The organism is Pseudomonas sp. JAI115, from assembly GCF_014200835.1.
Taxonomy (GTDB): Bacteria; Pseudomonadota; Gammaproteobacteria; order Pseudomonadales; family Pseudomonadaceae; genus Aquipseudomonas; species Aquipseudomonas putida_A.
Window position 1 is genome coordinate 648,435 of sequence record NZ_JACHCY010000001.1, and the last position, 17,077, is coordinate 665,511.

A 17,077-nucleotide genomic window follows, 5' to 3' on the forward strand; every position below is an offset into this window, starting at 1 on the left:
GTTCAACATTTCCGTTGGCTGATACACCGCCATCGCGAGCAGGCTCACTCCTACAAGAACTGCGTCAATTCAAGACTCACCCGGACACGCAACACCAGTGGAACAACAAAAACAATCACTGTGAGGGATACCGATATGTCAGAACACGCTCAGCCGCTGGACGCCGCGAGCGGCGCCAGCACCAGCAATGCCACGCAGAAAGTCATCTTCGCCTCGTCTCTGGGGACGGTGTTCGAGTGGTATGACTTTTTTCTCTACGGCGCCCTCGCGGCGGTGATCAGCAAGCAGTTTTTCGCCGGGGTCAACGACACCACCGCGTTCATCTTCGCGCTGATGGCATTCGCCGCCGGGTTTATCGTGCGGCCGTTCGGGGCGCTGGTGTTCGGTCGGTTGGGGGACATGATCGGACGCAAATACACCTTCCTCGCCACGATCATCCTGATGGGTATCGCCACGTTCTGCGTCGGCCTGTTGCCGACCTACGCCAGCATCGGCATTGCCGCGCCGATCATTCTGGTGGTGCTGCGCATGCTTCAGGGCCTGGCGCTGGGCGGCGAATACGGCGGCGCTGCGACCTATGTGGCGGAACACGCGCCAATCGGCAAACGCGGTTTCCACACCAGCTGGATTCAGTCCACCGCGACCCTCGGCCTGCTGCTGTCGTTGCTGGTGGTGCTCGGTTGCCGCTACTTCACTGGCGATCAGTTTGAAGTCTGGGGCTGGCGCATTCCGTTCCTGCTGTCGATCGTGCTGCTGGGCATTTCCACCTGGATCCGCCTGAGCCTGCACGAATCGCCGGCGTACCTGAAAATGAAAGAAGAAGGCAAAGCCTCGAAAGCGCCGATCCGCGAATCCTTCGGCAAATGGGAGAACCTCAAGGTTGTGCTGATCGCGCTGTTCAGCATCAACGCCGGGCAAGCGGTGACCTTTTACGCTGCGCAGTTCTACGTGCTGTTCTTCCTCACCCAGTTCCTGAAAATGGACCCGGCGGTGGCCAACAGCCTGCTGATCATCAGTGTGGTGATCGGTGCGCCGTTCTTCATCATTTTCGGCTGGCTGTCGGACAAGGTCGGGCGCAAACCGGTGCTGATGCTCGGCCTGCTGCTGGCGACGGCGCTGTACTTCCCGATTTTCAAATCCCTGGCGCATTACGCCAACCCGGCAATCGATCAGGCCAGCCGTCAGGCGCCGATCACCGTGCTGGCCGATCCGGCGACCTGCACCTTCCAGTTCGACCCGGTGGGCAAGGCCAAATTCGACAGCCCGTGCGACAAGGTCAAGACCTTCCTGGTCAAGCAGGGCCTGCCCTACTCCAGTGTCGCCGCTCCGGCCGGCAGTGGCGTGCAGGTGAGCATCGGCGACGTGAAGATCGACGGCTACGACGAATCCGCCCTGCGCGGCGCGGTGACCCTCGCCGGCTACCCGCAACAGGCCGACCTGCAACAGATCAACAAACCGATGATCGTGGCGCTGATCGTCGCGCTGATCATCATCTCGGCCATGTGCTACGGCCCACTGGCGGCGCTGATGGTCGCACTGTTCCCGACGCGCATCCGCTACACCTCGATGTCCCTGCCGTATCACATCGGCAATGGCTGGTTCGGCGGATTCCTGCCAACGGTGTCGTTCGCGCTGGTGGTGTACACCGGGGATATTTTCTATGGGCTGTGGTACCCGGTGCTGATTACCGGGGTCAGCCTGGTGGTGGGGATGATTTGTCTGCGGGAAACGAAGAATATCGATCTCGATAAGAACTGAATCTGAAACATGATCCTTTGGTAAAAAAACCTGTGGCGAGGGGATTTATCCCCGATGGGGTGCGTAGCGCCCCCCGTGAAAAAGGGGACTACTACGTAGTCCATCGGGGATGAATCCCCTCGCCACAATTAAATCTCTTCCTCCAGGAACTAAGCGTCAGCCTTGATCACCTCGAACTTCACCTGATCCGGATAAAACGCCACATAGTCACGAATCGGCGCGACCGAGACTTTCGGATTTTCGTAAGTCCACACCGCATTCGCCCCCTCATGCCCCGGCACTTGCAGGCTGAAGTAATTGGCATCGCCCTTGTACGGGCAGTAACTGGTGTGGTCGGTGCGGGCGAAGTATTTCTCGTCGATGTCTTCGCGGGGCACGTAGTACACCGGCGGGTAGTTGGCTTCATGGAGAACCAGCACGTGAGAGGACGCCGCGACCTGGATGCCGTGGAATTTCACCAGCAGGCAACCGGGGAGTTCTTCGAGGGTGATGACGGGATTGAGGCCGGTGGTGCTCATTGGGGTTCTCCAGGGACAAATGAACAGTGGCGAGGGAGCTTGCTCCCGCTGGGCTGCATAGCAGACCCAAATCCGGAAATCGCGCTGCATCAGGTATAACGCGATTTCAGGTTTTGCGACGGCTTCGCCGCCGAGCGGGAGCAAGCTCCCTCGCCACAAGCGTCAGGTTGGCCCTGTCATTTCACATCAAACCACGATATCAGTCGCCACCGCCTGCCCTACCACACCCACGGCAAAGTCAACCTGCCCCTGCCCGGTCAGATCGACCAGCAGCCCGGTCTGACCGTTCTGCGCGTAGTAAGTCAGGATCGCATCGCCCGCGTGGCCGGTGAAACTGCTGACAAAGTTCAGTGACGCCGCCCCCGTGGCAAACGCGGCGATGCCCGAGAGGTCGATCTTGTCCACGCCGCTCTTGAAATCCATGATCCAGTCCGCCTGGTTGTCGGTCGAATCGCTGGCTGCGCCGAACACGAAGGTGTCTGCGCCCTCGCCGCCCCACAGCACATCCGCGCCGCCACCGCCGTAAAGGATGTCGTTGCCGGCTCCGCCGAACAGATGGTTGACGGCCGAGTTGCCGATCAGCAGGTCATTGCCCGAACCGCCAACCGCATTCTCCACGGTCACGCCATAGGCAATCGATACGTTGCCGACCAGCCCGCCAACGTCAGAGAACGAACCCTCATTGAGGTTGATCTTCTGGTTTTGGGTGAAGCCGGAGAAGTTCAGCGTATCGTTACCGCCACCGTCCCACACTGAGAACACAACTTTCGACGCCGCCGACGTGGCGCTGTAGAAATCGCGGCCGGCGTTGGAGCCGAAACCGTAGGTGGTGTCATCGGCGCGGGTTGCATAGTTGGCGCCGTAGAGTTTCTGCACCGCCACGATATCGTCGAGCAACGGCGCCGAGGCGTAGGCGCCGCTGCCGTCCTTGCTGAAGTTTTGGTCGGTGTTGGCTTCGCTCCAGTAGCTCATCAGGCTGTAGCCACGGGTGTCTTCGGCGTACTTGGCGTCGTTGTAGGTCGGGCTGCCGTTGCCGGCGTTGTAGGCGCCCGGGTGCGACAGGCCAAGGGTGTGGCCAATTTCGTGGGTCAGGGTCTGACGCCCGTAGTTGTTGGTGTCCGGGGTCTTGTTGACCTGATATTGATTGTTGATCAGGTACCACGACTGACCGTCATAGCTGCCGCCGCTCGGCAGGTAGGCGAACGCTGCGCCGCCGGTGCTGACGTCGTAGTTGCCGAAGGTCATGTGGCCGTCGCCGCCCTTGCCTTCAGTGAACGTGACCTTGGCCACGTCGGCCCAGGATTGCATGGCCAGTATGGCTTGAGCCTTTTGCTGAGCGCTGAACTGGCTGAAGTTGCCGAGGTTCGGGTTGTAGTTCGCCGGTTTCTCGGTGAGGAAGGTGTAGGTCAGGGAGATTTTGCCGTCACCGTTCTTGTCGTGCCACGACAGGTTTTTGCGCAGGATTTCGTCGGCTGCCTGGTCGGCGGTAAACGACGGTTTGCCGTTCACCAGTCCGACGCCACGGTCGTACAGGTGGCTGAAGGCGTTCACTTCGTCATAGGCGCTGCTGGATTTTGCTTTGGCTTGAGCCATGGTGGGACTTCCTTGTTTCAGAGTTGGCAGTACGCGTCGAGCACGGCGATCCACTAGCGAGATCGTCCGGTCACTCGCGTTTCTGAGAAGCCCGTTGAACCTGACACGGGCGTCAACTGCCTTGCCAATCGATTTCTCGATAGCCGCTGGCGACGTCCCGGTAATACCGGTCATCTCCGGCAATGTTTTGATCTGTATATCCATACAGATAAAAGTTGCCCCGAGCGCCAACTGCGGCCATCCTCTGCACCTCCAGTGAACTGATCGACGACGGTGGTTATGCGGCTGTACCTCTGTGAAAAACCTTCCCAGGCCAAAGACATCGCGGCCGTGCTGGGCGCCAGGCGTCGGGGCGACGGCTGCTGGCTGGGAACGGACGTCACGGTGACCTGGTGCATCGGCCATCTGCTGGAAACCGCGCCGCCGGATGCCTACGACGCGCGCTACAAGCGCTGGGTGCTGGCGGATCTGCCGATCATTCCGGACAAGTGGAAAATGACCGTAAAGCCGCGCACCGCCAGCCAGTACAAGGCGGTCAAGCGCCTGCTCGGCGAGGCCAGCGAACTGATCATCGCCACCGACGCCGACCGTGAGGGCGAGATGATTGCTCGGGAACTGGTCGAGCACTGCCGCTATCGCGGGCCGATCCGCCGCTTGTGGCTGTCGGCGCTGGATGAAGCGTCGATTCGCAAGGCTCTGGCCGCGCTGAAACCGGGGGCGGAAACCTTCAGCCTGTATCACTCGGCGCTGGGACGCTCGCGGGCCGACTGGCTGATCGGTATGAACATGAGTCGCCTGTTCACGTTATTGGGCCGTCAGTCCGGCTATCAGGGTGTGCTGCCGGTCGGCCGGGTGCAGACGCCGACACTGCGGCTGGTGGTGGATCGCGACCGCAGCATCGCCGACTTCGTGCCGGTGCCGTATTGGGCGATCGATGTGCAACTGCTGCACGATGGCACGCCGTTCACCGCGCAATGGCGTGCGCCCTCCGACGTTTGCGACGATCAGGATCGCTGCCTGAATCAGGCGCTGGCCCAGCAGGCAGCCGCCGCTCTGAACAGCGCCGCCAGTGCGCGGGTGGTCAAACTGCGCACCGAACGCATGCGTGAAGTGGCACCGCTGCCGTTCGATCTAGGCACCCTGCAGGAGGTCTGCTCGAAGAAACTCGGTCTCGGCGCCCAGGAAACCCTCGACATCGCCCAGGCCCTTTACGAAACCTACAAAGTCATCACCTACCCGCGTAGCGATTGCGGCTTTCTGCCGCTGAGCCAGCACAGTGAAGCGCCGGGGATACTGGCGGCACTGCGTCAGGCCGACCCGAGCCTTGACGTGTTGAACGGTCACCTCGACCCGCAGCGCCGCTCACGGGCGTGGAACGACGCCAAGGTCAGCGCCCACCACGGCATCATCCCCACCGCCGCGGCGAAAAATCTCGAACGCCTGAGCGGCAAACACCGGGCGGTCTACACGCTGATTCGTGCGCGTTATCTGGCGCAATTTCTGCCCAATCATGAATACGATCGCACCCAGGCCGACTTCGATTGTGCCGGTGAAGCCTTGCGCGCCGTCGGCAAGCAGATCATCGAACCGGGCTGGAAGCGCGCCCTGCCCGAAGCCCTGGCCCCGGCCAAGGGCCGCGAAGCGCCAGCCCCGCAAACCTTGCCGGCGCTGAGTCAGGGTATCGATTGCGCCGTGGCCGGCGTGAACCTCAAGGATCTGTGGACCCAGCCGCCGAAGCCCTACACCGAGGGCGATCTGATCAAGGCGATGAAGAACGTCGCCAAACTGGTGGAAGATCCGCTGCTCAAACAGAAACTCAAGGACACCACCGGCATCGGCACCGAAGCGACACGCGCCTCGATCATTCAGGGCCTGCTGGATCGTGGTTATCTGGTGAAGAACGGCAAGGCGCTGGCCGCGACGCCGGCAGCCTTCAGCCTGATCGACGCCGTGCCCCGGGCGATTGCCGATCCCGGCACCACCGCCATCTGGGAACAGGCGCTGGACATGGTGCAGAGTGGCGAAATGAGCCTGGAAGAGTTCGTCACCAAACAGGCGGCGTGGATGAGCAAGCAGGTCAGCCGCTGTTCTGCGCTGAGCCTGACCATCAGCGGCCCGCCACCGGCCGGCAAGGCTGCTGCGCCGTGGAAGAAAAAGCGTAAATCGACCCGAAGCAAAACTGCCAGCGCAGCCAAACGCACAGCGAAGTAATGATCAGTCCTGTGGTGGGGGATTCTGTGGTGAGGGGATTTATCCCCGATGGGCTGCGAAGCGGCCCCAGCTTTTACTTAAACTAGAGGACTGCTGCGCAGTCCATCGGGGATAAATCCCCTCGCCACAAGGTGTGAGTTCACATTATCGGGTTCATCACCGCAGGGAGTTAACCCAATGCCCACCATCGAACTGCACCCCGCCCACCGCGACGAACTGCAAACCATCGAAAACCTCATGCAGTTCTACATGTACGACTTCAGCCAATGGCTACCACTGAAACTCGGCGAACATGGCTTCTTCAGCATTCAGCAGAAAGACGATTACTGGCGCAATCCCGCTACCCAACCGTTCCTGATCCGCGTCGACGGTGAACTGGCCGGCTTCGTGACCGTGGATAACGACACCCACATCGACGGCGCCGAATACAACATCGGCTACTTCTTCCTCACCCGGCGCTTTCGTGGCCAAGGCGTCGCGCAGTTTGTCGTCTCTGCCCTCTTGAGCCGTCTGCCCGGTCAATGGCAGATTTTCCACATCGACGCCAACCTGCCTGCGCAGCGCTTCTGGGCCAGGTTGATCCCCGAATTGACTGGCGGCGCATTCACCCGCCAACAGCGCGCCGTGGACGGTTACCCCTGCACCTTCTACGTCCTGCGCGCCCCCGCATCCGTTGCCTGAACGGAACTTTTCTCATTCCAAAACCGCTTTGTCCGACAATATGTAGTGAGCAAAAATAATCACTACAAAACCGTTGACGGCACCGTTTTGCTTTTGCATGATGAAGACGTTCCCTGATCGGGAACATCGGTAACACGCTTGAGCAAACTCGTCTGACCGCCGAGTTGTTTTTTCCGGATACACGCTGCCCACAAGGCAGATTGAAGAAGCTGACCTGGCCTGAACGTCCAGTACAAGGACGAGAAGCGCTGGCGAAAATTCTCAAGACGCTTGTGGTCGACCCTGAAAACGTCGTCAAGGAGCCTCCCGGTTTTCGCTGCTTCTCCTCGTTGTGACGCTATTGCGTAGCAGTTATTCAACACGACTACATGCAACAGACGCATGACCCCGTACTTCACACGGGCGACCGCTGACGTCCTGGTTTCGGTGCCAGGGATCAACTAACCGATGGGCTACCTGTATTAGCGAATCAACTTTGAAAGATCACCAGACTGGTCAAGGGGCAAACATCATGAATCTGAACAATCAACCTACTATCGAAGAACTGGCTCGTATGTTCGCTGCACAAAAAGACAGCCACGACAGCCACATTCTCTGGATCAGCAAGTCGGGTCAGGTGCATATCGACTGCCTGTCACCCCACGCTGGTGAAGAAGAATTCGACCGCAGCCACCAGAACCTGCTGGCCCGCCTGAAGATGTACCGCCGCGGCCACGGTTATGTCGGCAAGAAAGCTGCGGCCGACAAGGACTTCATCGGCAATGTGCTGCAGACGCTGAAACAGGCGTGGGATTCGATGCAGAACAAGAATGAAGTTCGGGTGATTGACCGGTTCTACTGATTTACAACTTCAATAAATAAAAGGGGCCTGCTTCCAACAGAAGCAGGCCCTTTTTATATCCGCAATTCACCACACAATCCTGTGGGAGCGGGCTTGCTCGCGAATGGGCCGGGTCAGTCACCATCACCTCAACTGAGACACCGCATTCGCGAGCAAGCCCGCTCCCACAGGGGGGCTGTGTCGTTGATCAGGTTTTTGTTTCCAGTATCAGATTCATGAACGCCAGCGCCGCCGCACTGTGGTAATTATTCTGCCGCCGCAACAACGCCGCCCCACGCTGCGGCGCTTCGTTCTCGACGCTCAAGCGACGCAACGCCCGGTCTTCGCTGGCAATCGCTTCGGGCAACATCGTCGCCATCGGCGAATGCCGCACCACCTCCAGCAACGTATTCACCGAGTTCACCTCGATCCGTACCTGCGGCGTGATCCCCTGCTGACGGAAATACTCATCGATCGATAACCGGGTGATGAAATCTGGCGCCAGCAAGGCGAAATCCAGTTGCGCAAGATCACTCGATGTCAGCACCGCGCTGCTGTCGTACAGCGGATGCTCGCGCCCGACCATGATCCCCAGGGTTTCAGTAAACGCCGGAATACACTCGATGTCCGGGTGGCGCACCGGGGTAAAGGCAATCGCGATGTCCAGCGAATCGTCCGCCAGCCCCGCCTCGATGTCGTCCATCGACAGCTCGAAAATCTGCAGATGGATACCCGGATAGCGCGCCGCAAAATCGCGAACCAACGGCCCGACCAGATAGGCCATGAAGGTCGGCGTCATGGCCAGCCGCAGGCTGCCACGGGACAGATCCTTCACGTCATGCAACGCCCGCTTGCCCGCCTCCAGTTCCACCAGCACGCGCCGCGCACACTCAATGTAAGCCTCACCGGCATCGGTGGGTTTAACGGTGCGTGAAGTGCGGTCGAACAGATTCACCCCGAGGCTTTCTTCCAGTTGGCGGATCTGTTGCGACAAGGTCGGCTGCGACACATGCAACGCCTCCGCCGCCCGGGTGAAGCCGCCGTGATCGGCCACGGCCAGCAGATATCGCAAATGTCGCAGCAGCATGGGATCACCATCTATAGGCAGGACTTATGCGAAGTATTGTATATCGGTCTTGGACGCTATGGATCAATCGGCAGAAGATGGCTCCCACACAGCAAGCCAACCTTGAAAGGAGTGACACCATGCAACAGTCCCACGCCTATAACGATGCCAGCCTGGCCCTGACCACGCGCATTCTCGACATCAAGGCCCGCAAGAATTTGTCATGGCAGGATCTTGCCGATGGCACCGGCCTGAGCCTGGCCTACGTCACCGCTGCCCTCCTCGGCCAGCACCCGCTGCCACAAAACGCCGCGCAAGTGGTTGGCGACAAACTCGAGCTGGACGCCGACGCCGTTGCCGCCCTGCAGATCATCCCGCTGCGTGGCAGCCTCAGCGGTGTGCCGACCGACCCGACCATCTACCGCTTCCACGAGATGATCCAGATCTACGGCACCACCCTCAAAGCCCTGGTCCACGAGCAGTTCGGCGACGGCATCATCAGCGCAATCAACTTCAAACTCGACATCAAGAAAGTCGAAGACCCGGAAGGCGGCTCCCGCGCCGTGGTCACCCTCGACGGCAAGTTCCTGCCGCTGCGTCCGTTCTGATCCGCCGCGGCCCGCACCCCGCGTGCGGGCCCATCCAAACCTCAATTGCCAAGTCGTCACCACATCTGCCTGGAGGCTGCCCCATGCACAAAATTCTGTTGACCCTGACCCTGCTCGCCGGCCTTGCCGCCCTGGCCCAGGCTGATGAAGAGGCGATTGCCTACCGATACGGCATGACTCTGGATATTGCTGAAATCGTGAACATCACCCCGGTAGCCGACGTCTGCGGCGTTGTACCGGTCGAGATGACCTACCTCGACAGCCACGGCGCAAAACACATTCTTCAATACAGCGAATTCGGCACCGGCTGTTCGAACTGAGAGGACAACACCATGAAAAACCTGATCGAAGGCTTCCTGAAGTTCCAGAACGAGGCGTTTCCGCAACGCACCGAGCTGTTCAAGCACTTGGCGACCACTCAAACCCCGGGCACCTTGTTCATCACCTGTTCCGACAGCCGCGTGGTGCCGGAACTGCTGACCCAGCAAGAACCCGGCGAGCTGTTCGTGATCCGCAACGCCGGCAATATCGTGCCGTCCTACAGCCCGCATCCGGGCGGGGTTTCGGCAACGGTGGAATACGCGGTGGCGGTGCTTGGGGTGACGGACATCGTGATCTGCGGCCACTCGGATTGCGGCGCGATGACCGCGATTGCCCAATGCAAATGCATGGATCACCTGCCCGCCGTCAGCGGCTGGCTGCAACATGCCGAGTCGGCGAAAGTGGTGAACGAGGCGCGGCCGCATGCCAATGACGCGGCGAAATTGAGTTCGATGGTGCGGGAAAATGTGATCGCGCAACTGGCGAATATTCAGACCCACCCGAGCGTGCGCCTGGCCCAGGAGAAAGGCCTGCTGAATCTGCATGGCTGGGTGTATGACATCGAGACCGGCTCGATCGATGCGCTGGCGGCGGATCGGCGCACGTTTGTGCCGCTGGCTGAGCAGCCGGCGACGTGCGCCGTTCAGGCAAACGCCAGCGCAGCCGCCTGATACAAGTCCGCTGAGGTGAAGAGGAACTTGTGGCGAGGGGATTTATCCCCGATGGACTGCGCAGCAGGCCCGATCTCTTGGGGCCGCTTCGCGCCCCATCGGGGATAAATCCCCTCGCCACAGGGCCGGTGTGCATCAATGGGATAACGCGTTTTCAGCGCTTTACGCTGAGGTCGATCTGGGTCATGCGACTACGCACCGTAAACACCCCATCCCCCGAAAGAATCGCACCGCGCGCAAACAAGCGACCGCTCTCCCAGTTCGAAAGCCCCAGTTCCGGCTTGTTCAGCGCGTACTGGCCATCGACCCAACGGGTAATCCCGTTACCCACAAACGGCGCGTTCACAGCGTTGTAAAAACGCTCTTGCGCAGCAGCATCCTCGCTGATCAGCGACACCGTGAACTGTGGGCTGTAGCGGTTGAACAGTGTGATCGCCTGATCCAGCTCGTCGACAATCATCAGGCTGACTTCCGGGGTTTCTTCCCATTCCCACTCGCGGCCCAGTTCGGATTCCGCCAGCGCTTCGGCCAAAGCTTCGGTCTGATAACCCTCGGCGCGATAGACCTCGACTGTCGCGTTCTGCCACTCGGCCGGCAGGTAACTTTCGCTGCCTGCGACGATGTGCAATTTGCAGCCCTGACCGCGTGCGGTACCGGCCTTCTGCAGCGCATCGAGGAACAGCGGGATCAGCTCGACGGCACGATCACGTTGAATCAGGCAGACGTTCAGCGTGTTGCAGACTTTGCGATCCAGCGAATTACGCACCACGGCGGCGAAGCGCGTGGCGTCGGCGTCACGATCGGCAATCAGCCACGCGCCACCAGTGCCGTGCAGGCTGACCGCCGTGCCCGCCTGCTGGGCGATGCTGCCCAACTGGCTGACCGCGCGGCCCGAACCCCGGGCCACCGCCAGCGACAAACGCCGGTCGGCGAACATCGCCCAACCGGCGGCGTGATTGACGCTTTCCACCAGCGACACCGCACCCGCCGGCAAACCAGCATCGGCCAGCGCCGGATTCAGCGCGTGAGTGACGATTGCTTGCGCGGTGCCCAATGCATCGCTGCCGATGCGCAGCACCGCGGTGTTGCCGGTGCGCAGTACACCGGCGGCATCGGCGAACACGTTCGGCCGTCCTTCGAACACGAAAGCCACGATGCCCAGCGGCGACACCACTTGCTCGACCTTCCAGCCGTCGTGTTCGACGCTGCTGATGACCTTGCCGCGCGTGGCCGGCGCATCCCGCCAGGCGCGCAGACCGGCGATCATGTCGCGGCGCATGCGTTCGTCGGCGAACAGTCGGGTGGTCGAGCGGCCACGGGCCTTGGCGCGTTCGATGTCGGCCAGGTTGGCGGCTTCGATCAGGTTCCAGCACTCCGCGGTTTCCAGGCGTTGCGCGAACAGATCGAAGAAGTGGCTGATGGCTTCGTCGGAGACTGCCGACAATGCAGTGAATGCCGCTTCAGCACGCTCGATTGCCACCGCAGCCGCTTGTTGATCGACCACCGGAATCAGCAACAGCTCGCCACTCACCTGCTCGACCAGCAGGTGGTCACCGGGCTGAAACCGCGCCGCCAGTTCGGGGCTGACCACGGTCACGCGGTTACCAGCGAAAGGGATCGGCGTGCCAGCGACTAGACGTTCGAGCGCAAGAGACATGAAGCGGATTCACCATATGAGGGGCGGCCGGAAAATGTATAGGAACTGCGCTCTCCGAGGCAACACAAAACCCTTGTGGGAGCGAGCCTGCTCGCGAATGCGGTGGGTCAGCGAGAGATGCATCGACAGGCACGACGCTTTCGCGAGCAGGCTCGCTCCCACCGGGTTTTGCAGTGTTTGGAAGATTGGGTCAGAACACCGACCAGCCAATCCGCGAACTGAGCATCTCCAGCGCCGCCATCCCCGCCAGCGAGTTGCCGGCAGCGTTGAGTTCCGGCGACCACACGCACACCGTGAACTGCCCCGGCACCACCGCGACGATCCCGCCGCCTACCCCGCTCTTGCCCGGCAGGCCGACGCGATAAGCGAAGTTGCCGGCCTCGTCGTACAGGCCGCTGGTGGCCATGATCGAGTTGACTTGTTGGGTCTGGCGCCGGGTCAGGACCTGTTCGCCGCTGTGCTTGCAGAAACCGTCGTTGGCGAGGAAGCAGAATGCGCGGGCCAGATCGATGCAGTTCATGCGCAGTGCGCAGTGGCTGAAGTAGCTGCGCAGCACCGCTTCGACGTCGTTGTGGAAGTTGCCGAACGATTGCATCAGGTACGCCATGGCCGCATTGCGGGCGCGATGCTGGTATTCGGACTCGGCGACCTTGCCGTCGACGATCACCTGTGGATTGCCCGACAGGCGCCGCACGAAGTCGCGCATCGACAGGGCTGGCGCGGCGAAACGCGACTGGTTGATGTCGCAGATCACCAGCGCCCCGGCGTTGATGAACGGATTGCGCGGGCGCCCGCGTTCGAACTCCAGTTGCACCAGCGAGTTGAACGGCTGGCCGGACGGCTCGTGCCCCAGGCGCTCCCAGATCGCCTCACCGGAATGCTCGATCGCCTGCACCAGGCTGAACACCTTGGAAATACTCTGCACCGAGAACGGCGTCTCGGCGTCGCCGGCGCAATACATTTCGCCGTCGTTGCCATACACGGCGATGCCCAGCTGATTGGCCGGCACGGTGCCGAGGGCGGGAATGTAATCAGCCACTTTGCCCTGCCCGATCAAGGGCCGGACAGCGTCAAGAATCTCGTTCAACAGCGCTTGCATGCCGGGTTCCGAAGTCTCGCCCCATGGGATTGCGGGGACACTGGGGCTAGACGCTGCGCAAGCTTGCGGAATCACACAAACCCCTTTGTAGGAGTGAGCCTGCTCGCGATAGCGGTGTATTTGTGAAGTTGATCTTTCTGATACACCGCTATCGCGAGCAGGCTCACTCCTACAGGGTTGTATGTATGACTGCGATTCAGTGTGCGCCGTCGAGACCGGCGAGCAGCGCGCTGTCGCGGCTATAGATATCCGGCGCATAGCGCACCTGCCCATCCTTGCCGACCTGCGCCGTCCAGTAGGTCATCAGGATCGGAACCGGTGCCGACAGGCGGAATTCGTGGGTGCTGCCGGTGGCGAGCAAGGTGTCGGTGCGCGTACGTTCCGCCGGGGTCAGCAACAGGTCGCGCAGTTGCATCGGGTGCTCGACCCGCACACAGCCGGAGCTGAAGGCGCGCGGGCCTTTGTCGAACAGGGCCTTGCTCGGCGTATCGTGCAGGTAAACCGCGAATGGGTTGGGGAAGCGGATCACCAGTTGCCCCAGCGGATTACGCGGCCCGGCCTCCTGGCGCAGCATGATGTTGCCGGGGTTGTCCCAGTCGATATCCGCTGCGGCCAACGGCTGGCCATGGGCGTCGAGCACCTGCAGATTCTGCCGGCTGAGGAAGGTCTGATCCTTGCGGATCGCCGGCAGTTTGTCTTCCTTCCAGATGGTCGGCGGCACGGTCCAGGTCGGGTTCAGGGTCAGACGGGTGACCCTTGATTTCAGCAGCGGGGTCTGCCGCTCGGCGCGACCGACCTGGGTACGGGTCTGCCAGACCGGCACGCCGGCCTGATATAGGGTCAACTCGGCGGCAGCGACGTTGACCAGCAAACCGTCGGGCTCCATGTCCTGCGCCAGCCAGCGGAAACGTTCAAGGTTGACGCGCAATTGTTCGCGGCGCGTCAGCGGGCTGATGTTGAGCTCGGCAATCGTCCCCGGCCCGACTACCCCGTCGGCCTGCAACGAATGGTTGGCCTGAAAGCTCTTCACCGCTTCCACCAGCACGCCCTCATAGGCATTGCCGGGCGTACCGATGGCGTGAGTCAGATAGCCTTCGTTGAACAGGCGTTGGGCCAGTTCCGGCACGCGTTTGTCTTCCATCGCCGGGCGCAGCAACGGGCCGTTGCCCACCGACTGCCAGTGCGGCAAGGCCTGCAGCCGCTGGCTGGCGTAGAGGTGGCGCAGGCTCTGGTATTGCGCCAGACGCGGACGCGCCAGATCGAACGCGGTCTTGATGTCGTGCAGACCGGGCACGGCGATCGCCAGCAATTCCGCCTGACGATCACGCGGGGTGTCATCGGAATGCCACAGCGGCTCGAAATGCGATTGCAGCAGACGACCGTAATGCAGGTCCTGCAGCGCTTGCAGATACGAGCGGCTGATATCGATATCGGCACACAACTCGCCGTCCTGCGGCGGATTGGCCGCCACCGGGTAGCGCTTGGGATTGAGGCCATCATCGGCCAACAGCTGCAACTGCGCGCGCAAGGCCGGCAATCGCCCGGACTCGCTGGCCCACACCGGCAGCCAGTCCTGCTGCTGATAAAACGCCTGCAATTGCGTCAGCGCCGCGCCGCTCAGGTGCGCGGCAATCGCCGGGCACGCCTGGGGCAAACCGATCAGCACCGCTTGCAGCGGACTTTGCGGCTCGAGCGGCATTTCCGCCGGCGGCGTCGGCAGGGTCTGCAACGGTGGCAGCGGCTCATCGGCGCAAGCGACAAACGGCGCAGCGAGCAAACAAATGCTCAAGTAGCATGCGTACTTTTTGAACAACTGCTTTACTCCAATCCGTGGCCGTCTGAATGACGGTCAACCTTACATCAGGTGCGCTGAACAGTCAGGCTCGAAACAGGGGTCTGTCGGGTATGACTGGGAGTCAGGAGCCAAAGTGCCAAATAAGTAGCAAGTGAGGACACTTTATAAATGTTGACGTATTTGCGCCGACTTCTGCTGACCACCGCGACCCTCGTCGTCGTGAGCAGCCCAGCTTTCGCCGCCGGCAAACCATCGCCGGTTCTCTTCACCAGCCTCGCCCACGCCGCGCCGGAACTCAATCCCCAAGCGCTGAAAGGTGCCTTGAGCGCCATGCAATGCGCAGTGAACAATGGCGCGAGACCCTCACGCCACTTGGCGATCATCGACTATTCGCAGCCCTCCACCGCCCGCCGGCTGTGGATCTTCGATCTGAACAGAAAGAAACTGGTGCTGCGCGATCTGGTCGCCCACGGTTCAAATTCCGGGGAAAATTTCGCTACCCAGTTCTCCAACCGCGAAGGCAGTTACCAATCCAGCCTCGGTCTGTTCCGCACCCAGGAAAGTTACGAGGGGACCCACGGTTATTCGCTGCGCATGGACGGTCTGGAGCCGGGCTTCAATGACCTGGCCCGCGACCGGGCCATCGTGATCCACGCCGCCGACTACGTGAATCCGTTGTGGAGCAAGCGTCAGGGCCGTATCGGTCGCAGCCAGGGTTGCCCGGCGGTGCGCCCGCAAGTGGCGAAGCAGGTGATCGACAAACTCAAGGACGGCCAGTTCATGTTCTCCTGGTACCCGGACCAGCGCTGGCTGAAGTCCTCGCCGTACCTCAACTGCCAGCCGCAGCAAGTGGCGAGCATCTTGAGTACCCACGCCAGCTGACGATCAGGGCGACGACCATCAGCGCCGCCGCAACCCCGAACGTGTAGTGCAAGCCACTGCCGATGACCTCGGCCGGGGCTTGCGTCGGGTCACCCGTAGCGAAGGCGAACACCGCGCCCATGACCGCCGCGCCGGTGATCAGTCCGAGATTGCGTGACAGCCCGAGCAGGGCCGACACCACGCCGCGCTGATCCTGACTGACCGTCGCCATCAACCCGGTATTGTTCGCCGCCTGGAACAACGCGTAACTGCTGGCAACCACAGCCATCGGCAGCAGATACGCCGGCAGACCGAGACTCATCGGCAACAACGCCAACAAACTGCAACCACCGGCCAACCCGAACAACGCCCCCGGCACCACCCGCCGCGCACCGAAGCGATCCACCAAACGCCCCGCCGGCACCCCGCCGCACGCCGCCAGCAGCGGCCCGACCGACAATGCCAGGCCGACCACGGTGCTGCCCAGTCCCAGGCCCCGGCTCAGGTAAAACGGCCCGACCACCAGCGTGGTCATCATCACCGTCGTTACCAGCAACGTTAGCGCCAGGCTGCTGCTCAGACGTGCGTCGGCAAACAATGACAGGCGAATCAGCGGCGCCCTGGCGTTCATCTCGACCGCAACAAACACCCCTGCCCCGCACAGGCTGACCAGCAGCAACATCAGCGTGTAGCCATCGAGCGTCATCGCCAGCGCGTAGGCGGCCAGCGTCAATACCAGCACCACGGTGCCGAGGTAATCAAACGCGACTGCCGATTTGGCCGGGCGATCCGCCGGCAGATATCGATAAACCAGCCACGCGTTGAGCAGGCCCAACGGCACGTTGAGGACAAAGATCGACGGCCAGCCGACATGCGTGATCAGCAGACCGCCCAGCGATGGCCCGAGGCTGGTGCCGGTGGCCGACATGGTTGCCAGCAAGCCCATCGCACTGCCCGCCCGCGCCTTGGGCACCGCATCCGCCACCAGCGCCACCGTCAAGGCGAACATGATCGCCGCGCCAAGGCCCTGCACGGCCCGCGCGCCGATCAACCAGCCCAGCCCCGGCGCCAGCGCACAGCACAGCGAAGCACTGGTAAAAATGCCGATGCCGATCAGCAGCAGGCGTCGCCGCCCGAACACATCGCCCAGACGCCCGACACTGACAATCAACGTGGTGACCGCCAGCAGGTAGGCCAGCACGATCCACTGCACCTGTTGAAACGTCGCATCGAACGCTGCAGCCAAGGTCGGTAATCCGGCATTGGCGATGCTGGTGTCCAGCGACGGCATCAACATCGACAGCGCCAGACTGGTCAGCGCCCAGCGGGCTTGAGGGGGCAAGGGGGATCCGGGCATCGGGCGCTCCTGGTGCAAAGGTCAGACGGCATAGCCTGCGTCTCGACAAGGCAAGGCGCAA

15 protein-coding genes are annotated in these 17,077 nt (G+C 61.6%); 8 read left to right on the plus strand and 7 right to left on the minus strand.

Annotated elements, in window-relative coordinates; genetic code table 11:
- Positions 1-135 precede the first annotated feature (135 nt).
- Entirely contained in the window at positions 136-1,758 is a 1,623-nt protein-coding gene (locus HDC30_RS02865; RefSeq protein ID WP_183780605.1) for an MFS transporter, read from the plus strand.
- Between the two features lie 149 nt (positions 1,759-1,907).
- Here the strand turns inward: HDC30_RS02865 and HDC30_RS02870 are convergent, their stop codons facing one another.
- Together HDC30_RS02870 and HDC30_RS02875 are read right to left on the minus strand one after the other, a co-directional pair.
- Entirely contained in the window at positions 1,908-2,276 is a 369-nt protein-coding gene (locus HDC30_RS02870; RefSeq protein ID WP_103368892.1) for a DUF427 domain-containing protein, read from the minus strand.
- Between the two features lie 186 nt (positions 2,277-2,462).
- A complete protein-coding gene (locus tag HDC30_RS02875) occupies positions 2,463-3,869 on the minus strand; it encodes a serralysin family metalloprotease (protein WP_183780608.1) in 1,407 nt (468 codons plus the stop codon).
- A 279-nt stretch (positions 3,870-4,148) separates the two neighbouring features.
- Here HDC30_RS02875 and HDC30_RS02880 point away from each other — a divergent pair, with 279 nt between their 5' ends.
- The 3 genes from HDC30_RS02880 to HDC30_RS02890 all read left to right on the plus strand — a co-directional run bounded on the left by HDC30_RS02880 (position 4,149) and on the right by HDC30_RS02890 (position 7,602).
- Positions 4,149-6,080, plus strand: a complete 1,932-nt coding sequence (locus HDC30_RS02880; RefSeq protein ID WP_183780611.1) for a DNA topoisomerase III — start codon at positions 4,149-4,151, stop codon at positions 6,078-6,080.
- Between the two features lie 177 nt (positions 6,081-6,257).
- The gene (locus HDC30_RS02885) at positions 6,258-6,761 is read left to right on the plus strand and encodes a GNAT family N-acetyltransferase (RefSeq protein ID WP_183780614.1); all 504 of its coding nucleotides are present in this window, start codon (positions 6,258-6,260) and stop codon (positions 6,759-6,761) included.
- 511 nt (positions 6,762-7,272) lie between these two features.
- Positions 7,273-7,602 (plus strand): hypothetical protein, encoded by a 330-nt coding sequence (locus HDC30_RS02890; RefSeq protein WP_003226040.1) that lies wholly within the window; start codon positions 7,273-7,275, stop codon positions 7,600-7,602.
- 187 nt (positions 7,603-7,789) lie between these two features.
- Here the strand turns inward: HDC30_RS02890 and cynR are convergent, their stop codons facing one another.
- Complete coding sequence (gene cynR, locus HDC30_RS02895) at positions 7,790-8,668, minus strand: transcriptional regulator CynR (RefSeq protein WP_183780616.1); 879 nt, start codon at positions 8,666-8,668, stop codon at positions 7,790-7,792.
- 119 nt (positions 8,669-8,787) lie between these two features.
- On the opposite strand from cynR, the gene cynS reads away from it, so the two are divergent.
- From cynS to HDC30_RS02910, 3 genes are all read left to right on the plus strand, one after another.
- Complete coding sequence (gene cynS / locus HDC30_RS02900; RefSeq protein WP_047597616.1) at positions 8,788-9,255, plus strand: cyanase; 468 nt, start codon at positions 8,788-8,790, stop codon at positions 9,253-9,255.
- An 83-nt stretch (positions 9,256-9,338) separates the two neighbouring features.
- Complete coding sequence (locus HDC30_RS02905; protein ID WP_183780619.1) at positions 9,339-9,575, plus strand: DUF2790 domain-containing protein; 237 nt, start codon at positions 9,339-9,341, stop codon at positions 9,573-9,575.
- A 12-nt stretch (positions 9,576-9,587) separates the two neighbouring features.
- The gene (locus HDC30_RS02910; protein WP_096796352.1) at positions 9,588-10,247 is read left to right on the plus strand and encodes a carbonic anhydrase; all 660 of its coding nucleotides are present in this window, start codon (positions 9,588-9,590) and stop codon (positions 10,245-10,247) included.
- Between the two features lie 154 nt (positions 10,248-10,401).
- Here HDC30_RS02910 and HDC30_RS02915 read toward each other — a convergent pair whose 3' ends face one another.
- The 3 genes from HDC30_RS02915 to HDC30_RS02925 all read right to left on the minus strand — a co-directional run bounded on the left by HDC30_RS02915 (position 10,402) and on the right by HDC30_RS02925 (position 14,816).
- Complete coding sequence (locus HDC30_RS02915; RefSeq protein ID WP_183780622.1) at positions 10,402-11,904, minus strand: aldehyde dehydrogenase family protein; 1,503 nt, start codon at positions 11,902-11,904, stop codon at positions 10,402-10,404.
- A 190-nt stretch (positions 11,905-12,094) separates the two neighbouring features.
- Positions 12,095-13,003, minus strand: coding sequence for a glutaminase B (gene glsB / locus HDC30_RS02920; RefSeq protein ID WP_183780625.1), 909 nt, complete (start codon positions 13,001-13,003; stop codon positions 12,095-12,097).
- Between the two features lie 196 nt (positions 13,004-13,199).
- On the minus strand, positions 13,200-14,816 hold the full coding sequence (locus HDC30_RS02925; RefSeq protein ID WP_134786707.1) for a murein L,D-transpeptidase: 1,617 nt from the start codon (positions 14,814-14,816) through the stop codon (positions 13,200-13,202).
- Between the two features lie 150 nt (positions 14,817-14,966).
- Between HDC30_RS02925 and HDC30_RS02930 the strand changes: the two genes are divergently transcribed.
- Positions 14,967-15,680: a murein L,D-transpeptidase catalytic domain family protein gene (locus HDC30_RS02930; RefSeq protein WP_027611721.1), complete on the plus strand. Its 714-nt coding sequence runs from the start codon at positions 14,967-14,969 to the stop codon at positions 15,678-15,680.
- Here HDC30_RS02930 and HDC30_RS02935 read toward each other — a convergent pair.
- Entirely contained in the window at positions 15,628-17,016 is a 1,389-nt protein-coding gene (locus HDC30_RS02935; protein ID WP_183780628.1) for an MFS transporter, read from the minus strand. The genes HDC30_RS02930 and HDC30_RS02935 overlap by 53 nt on opposite strands.
- Positions 17,017-17,077 lie beyond the last annotated feature (61 nt).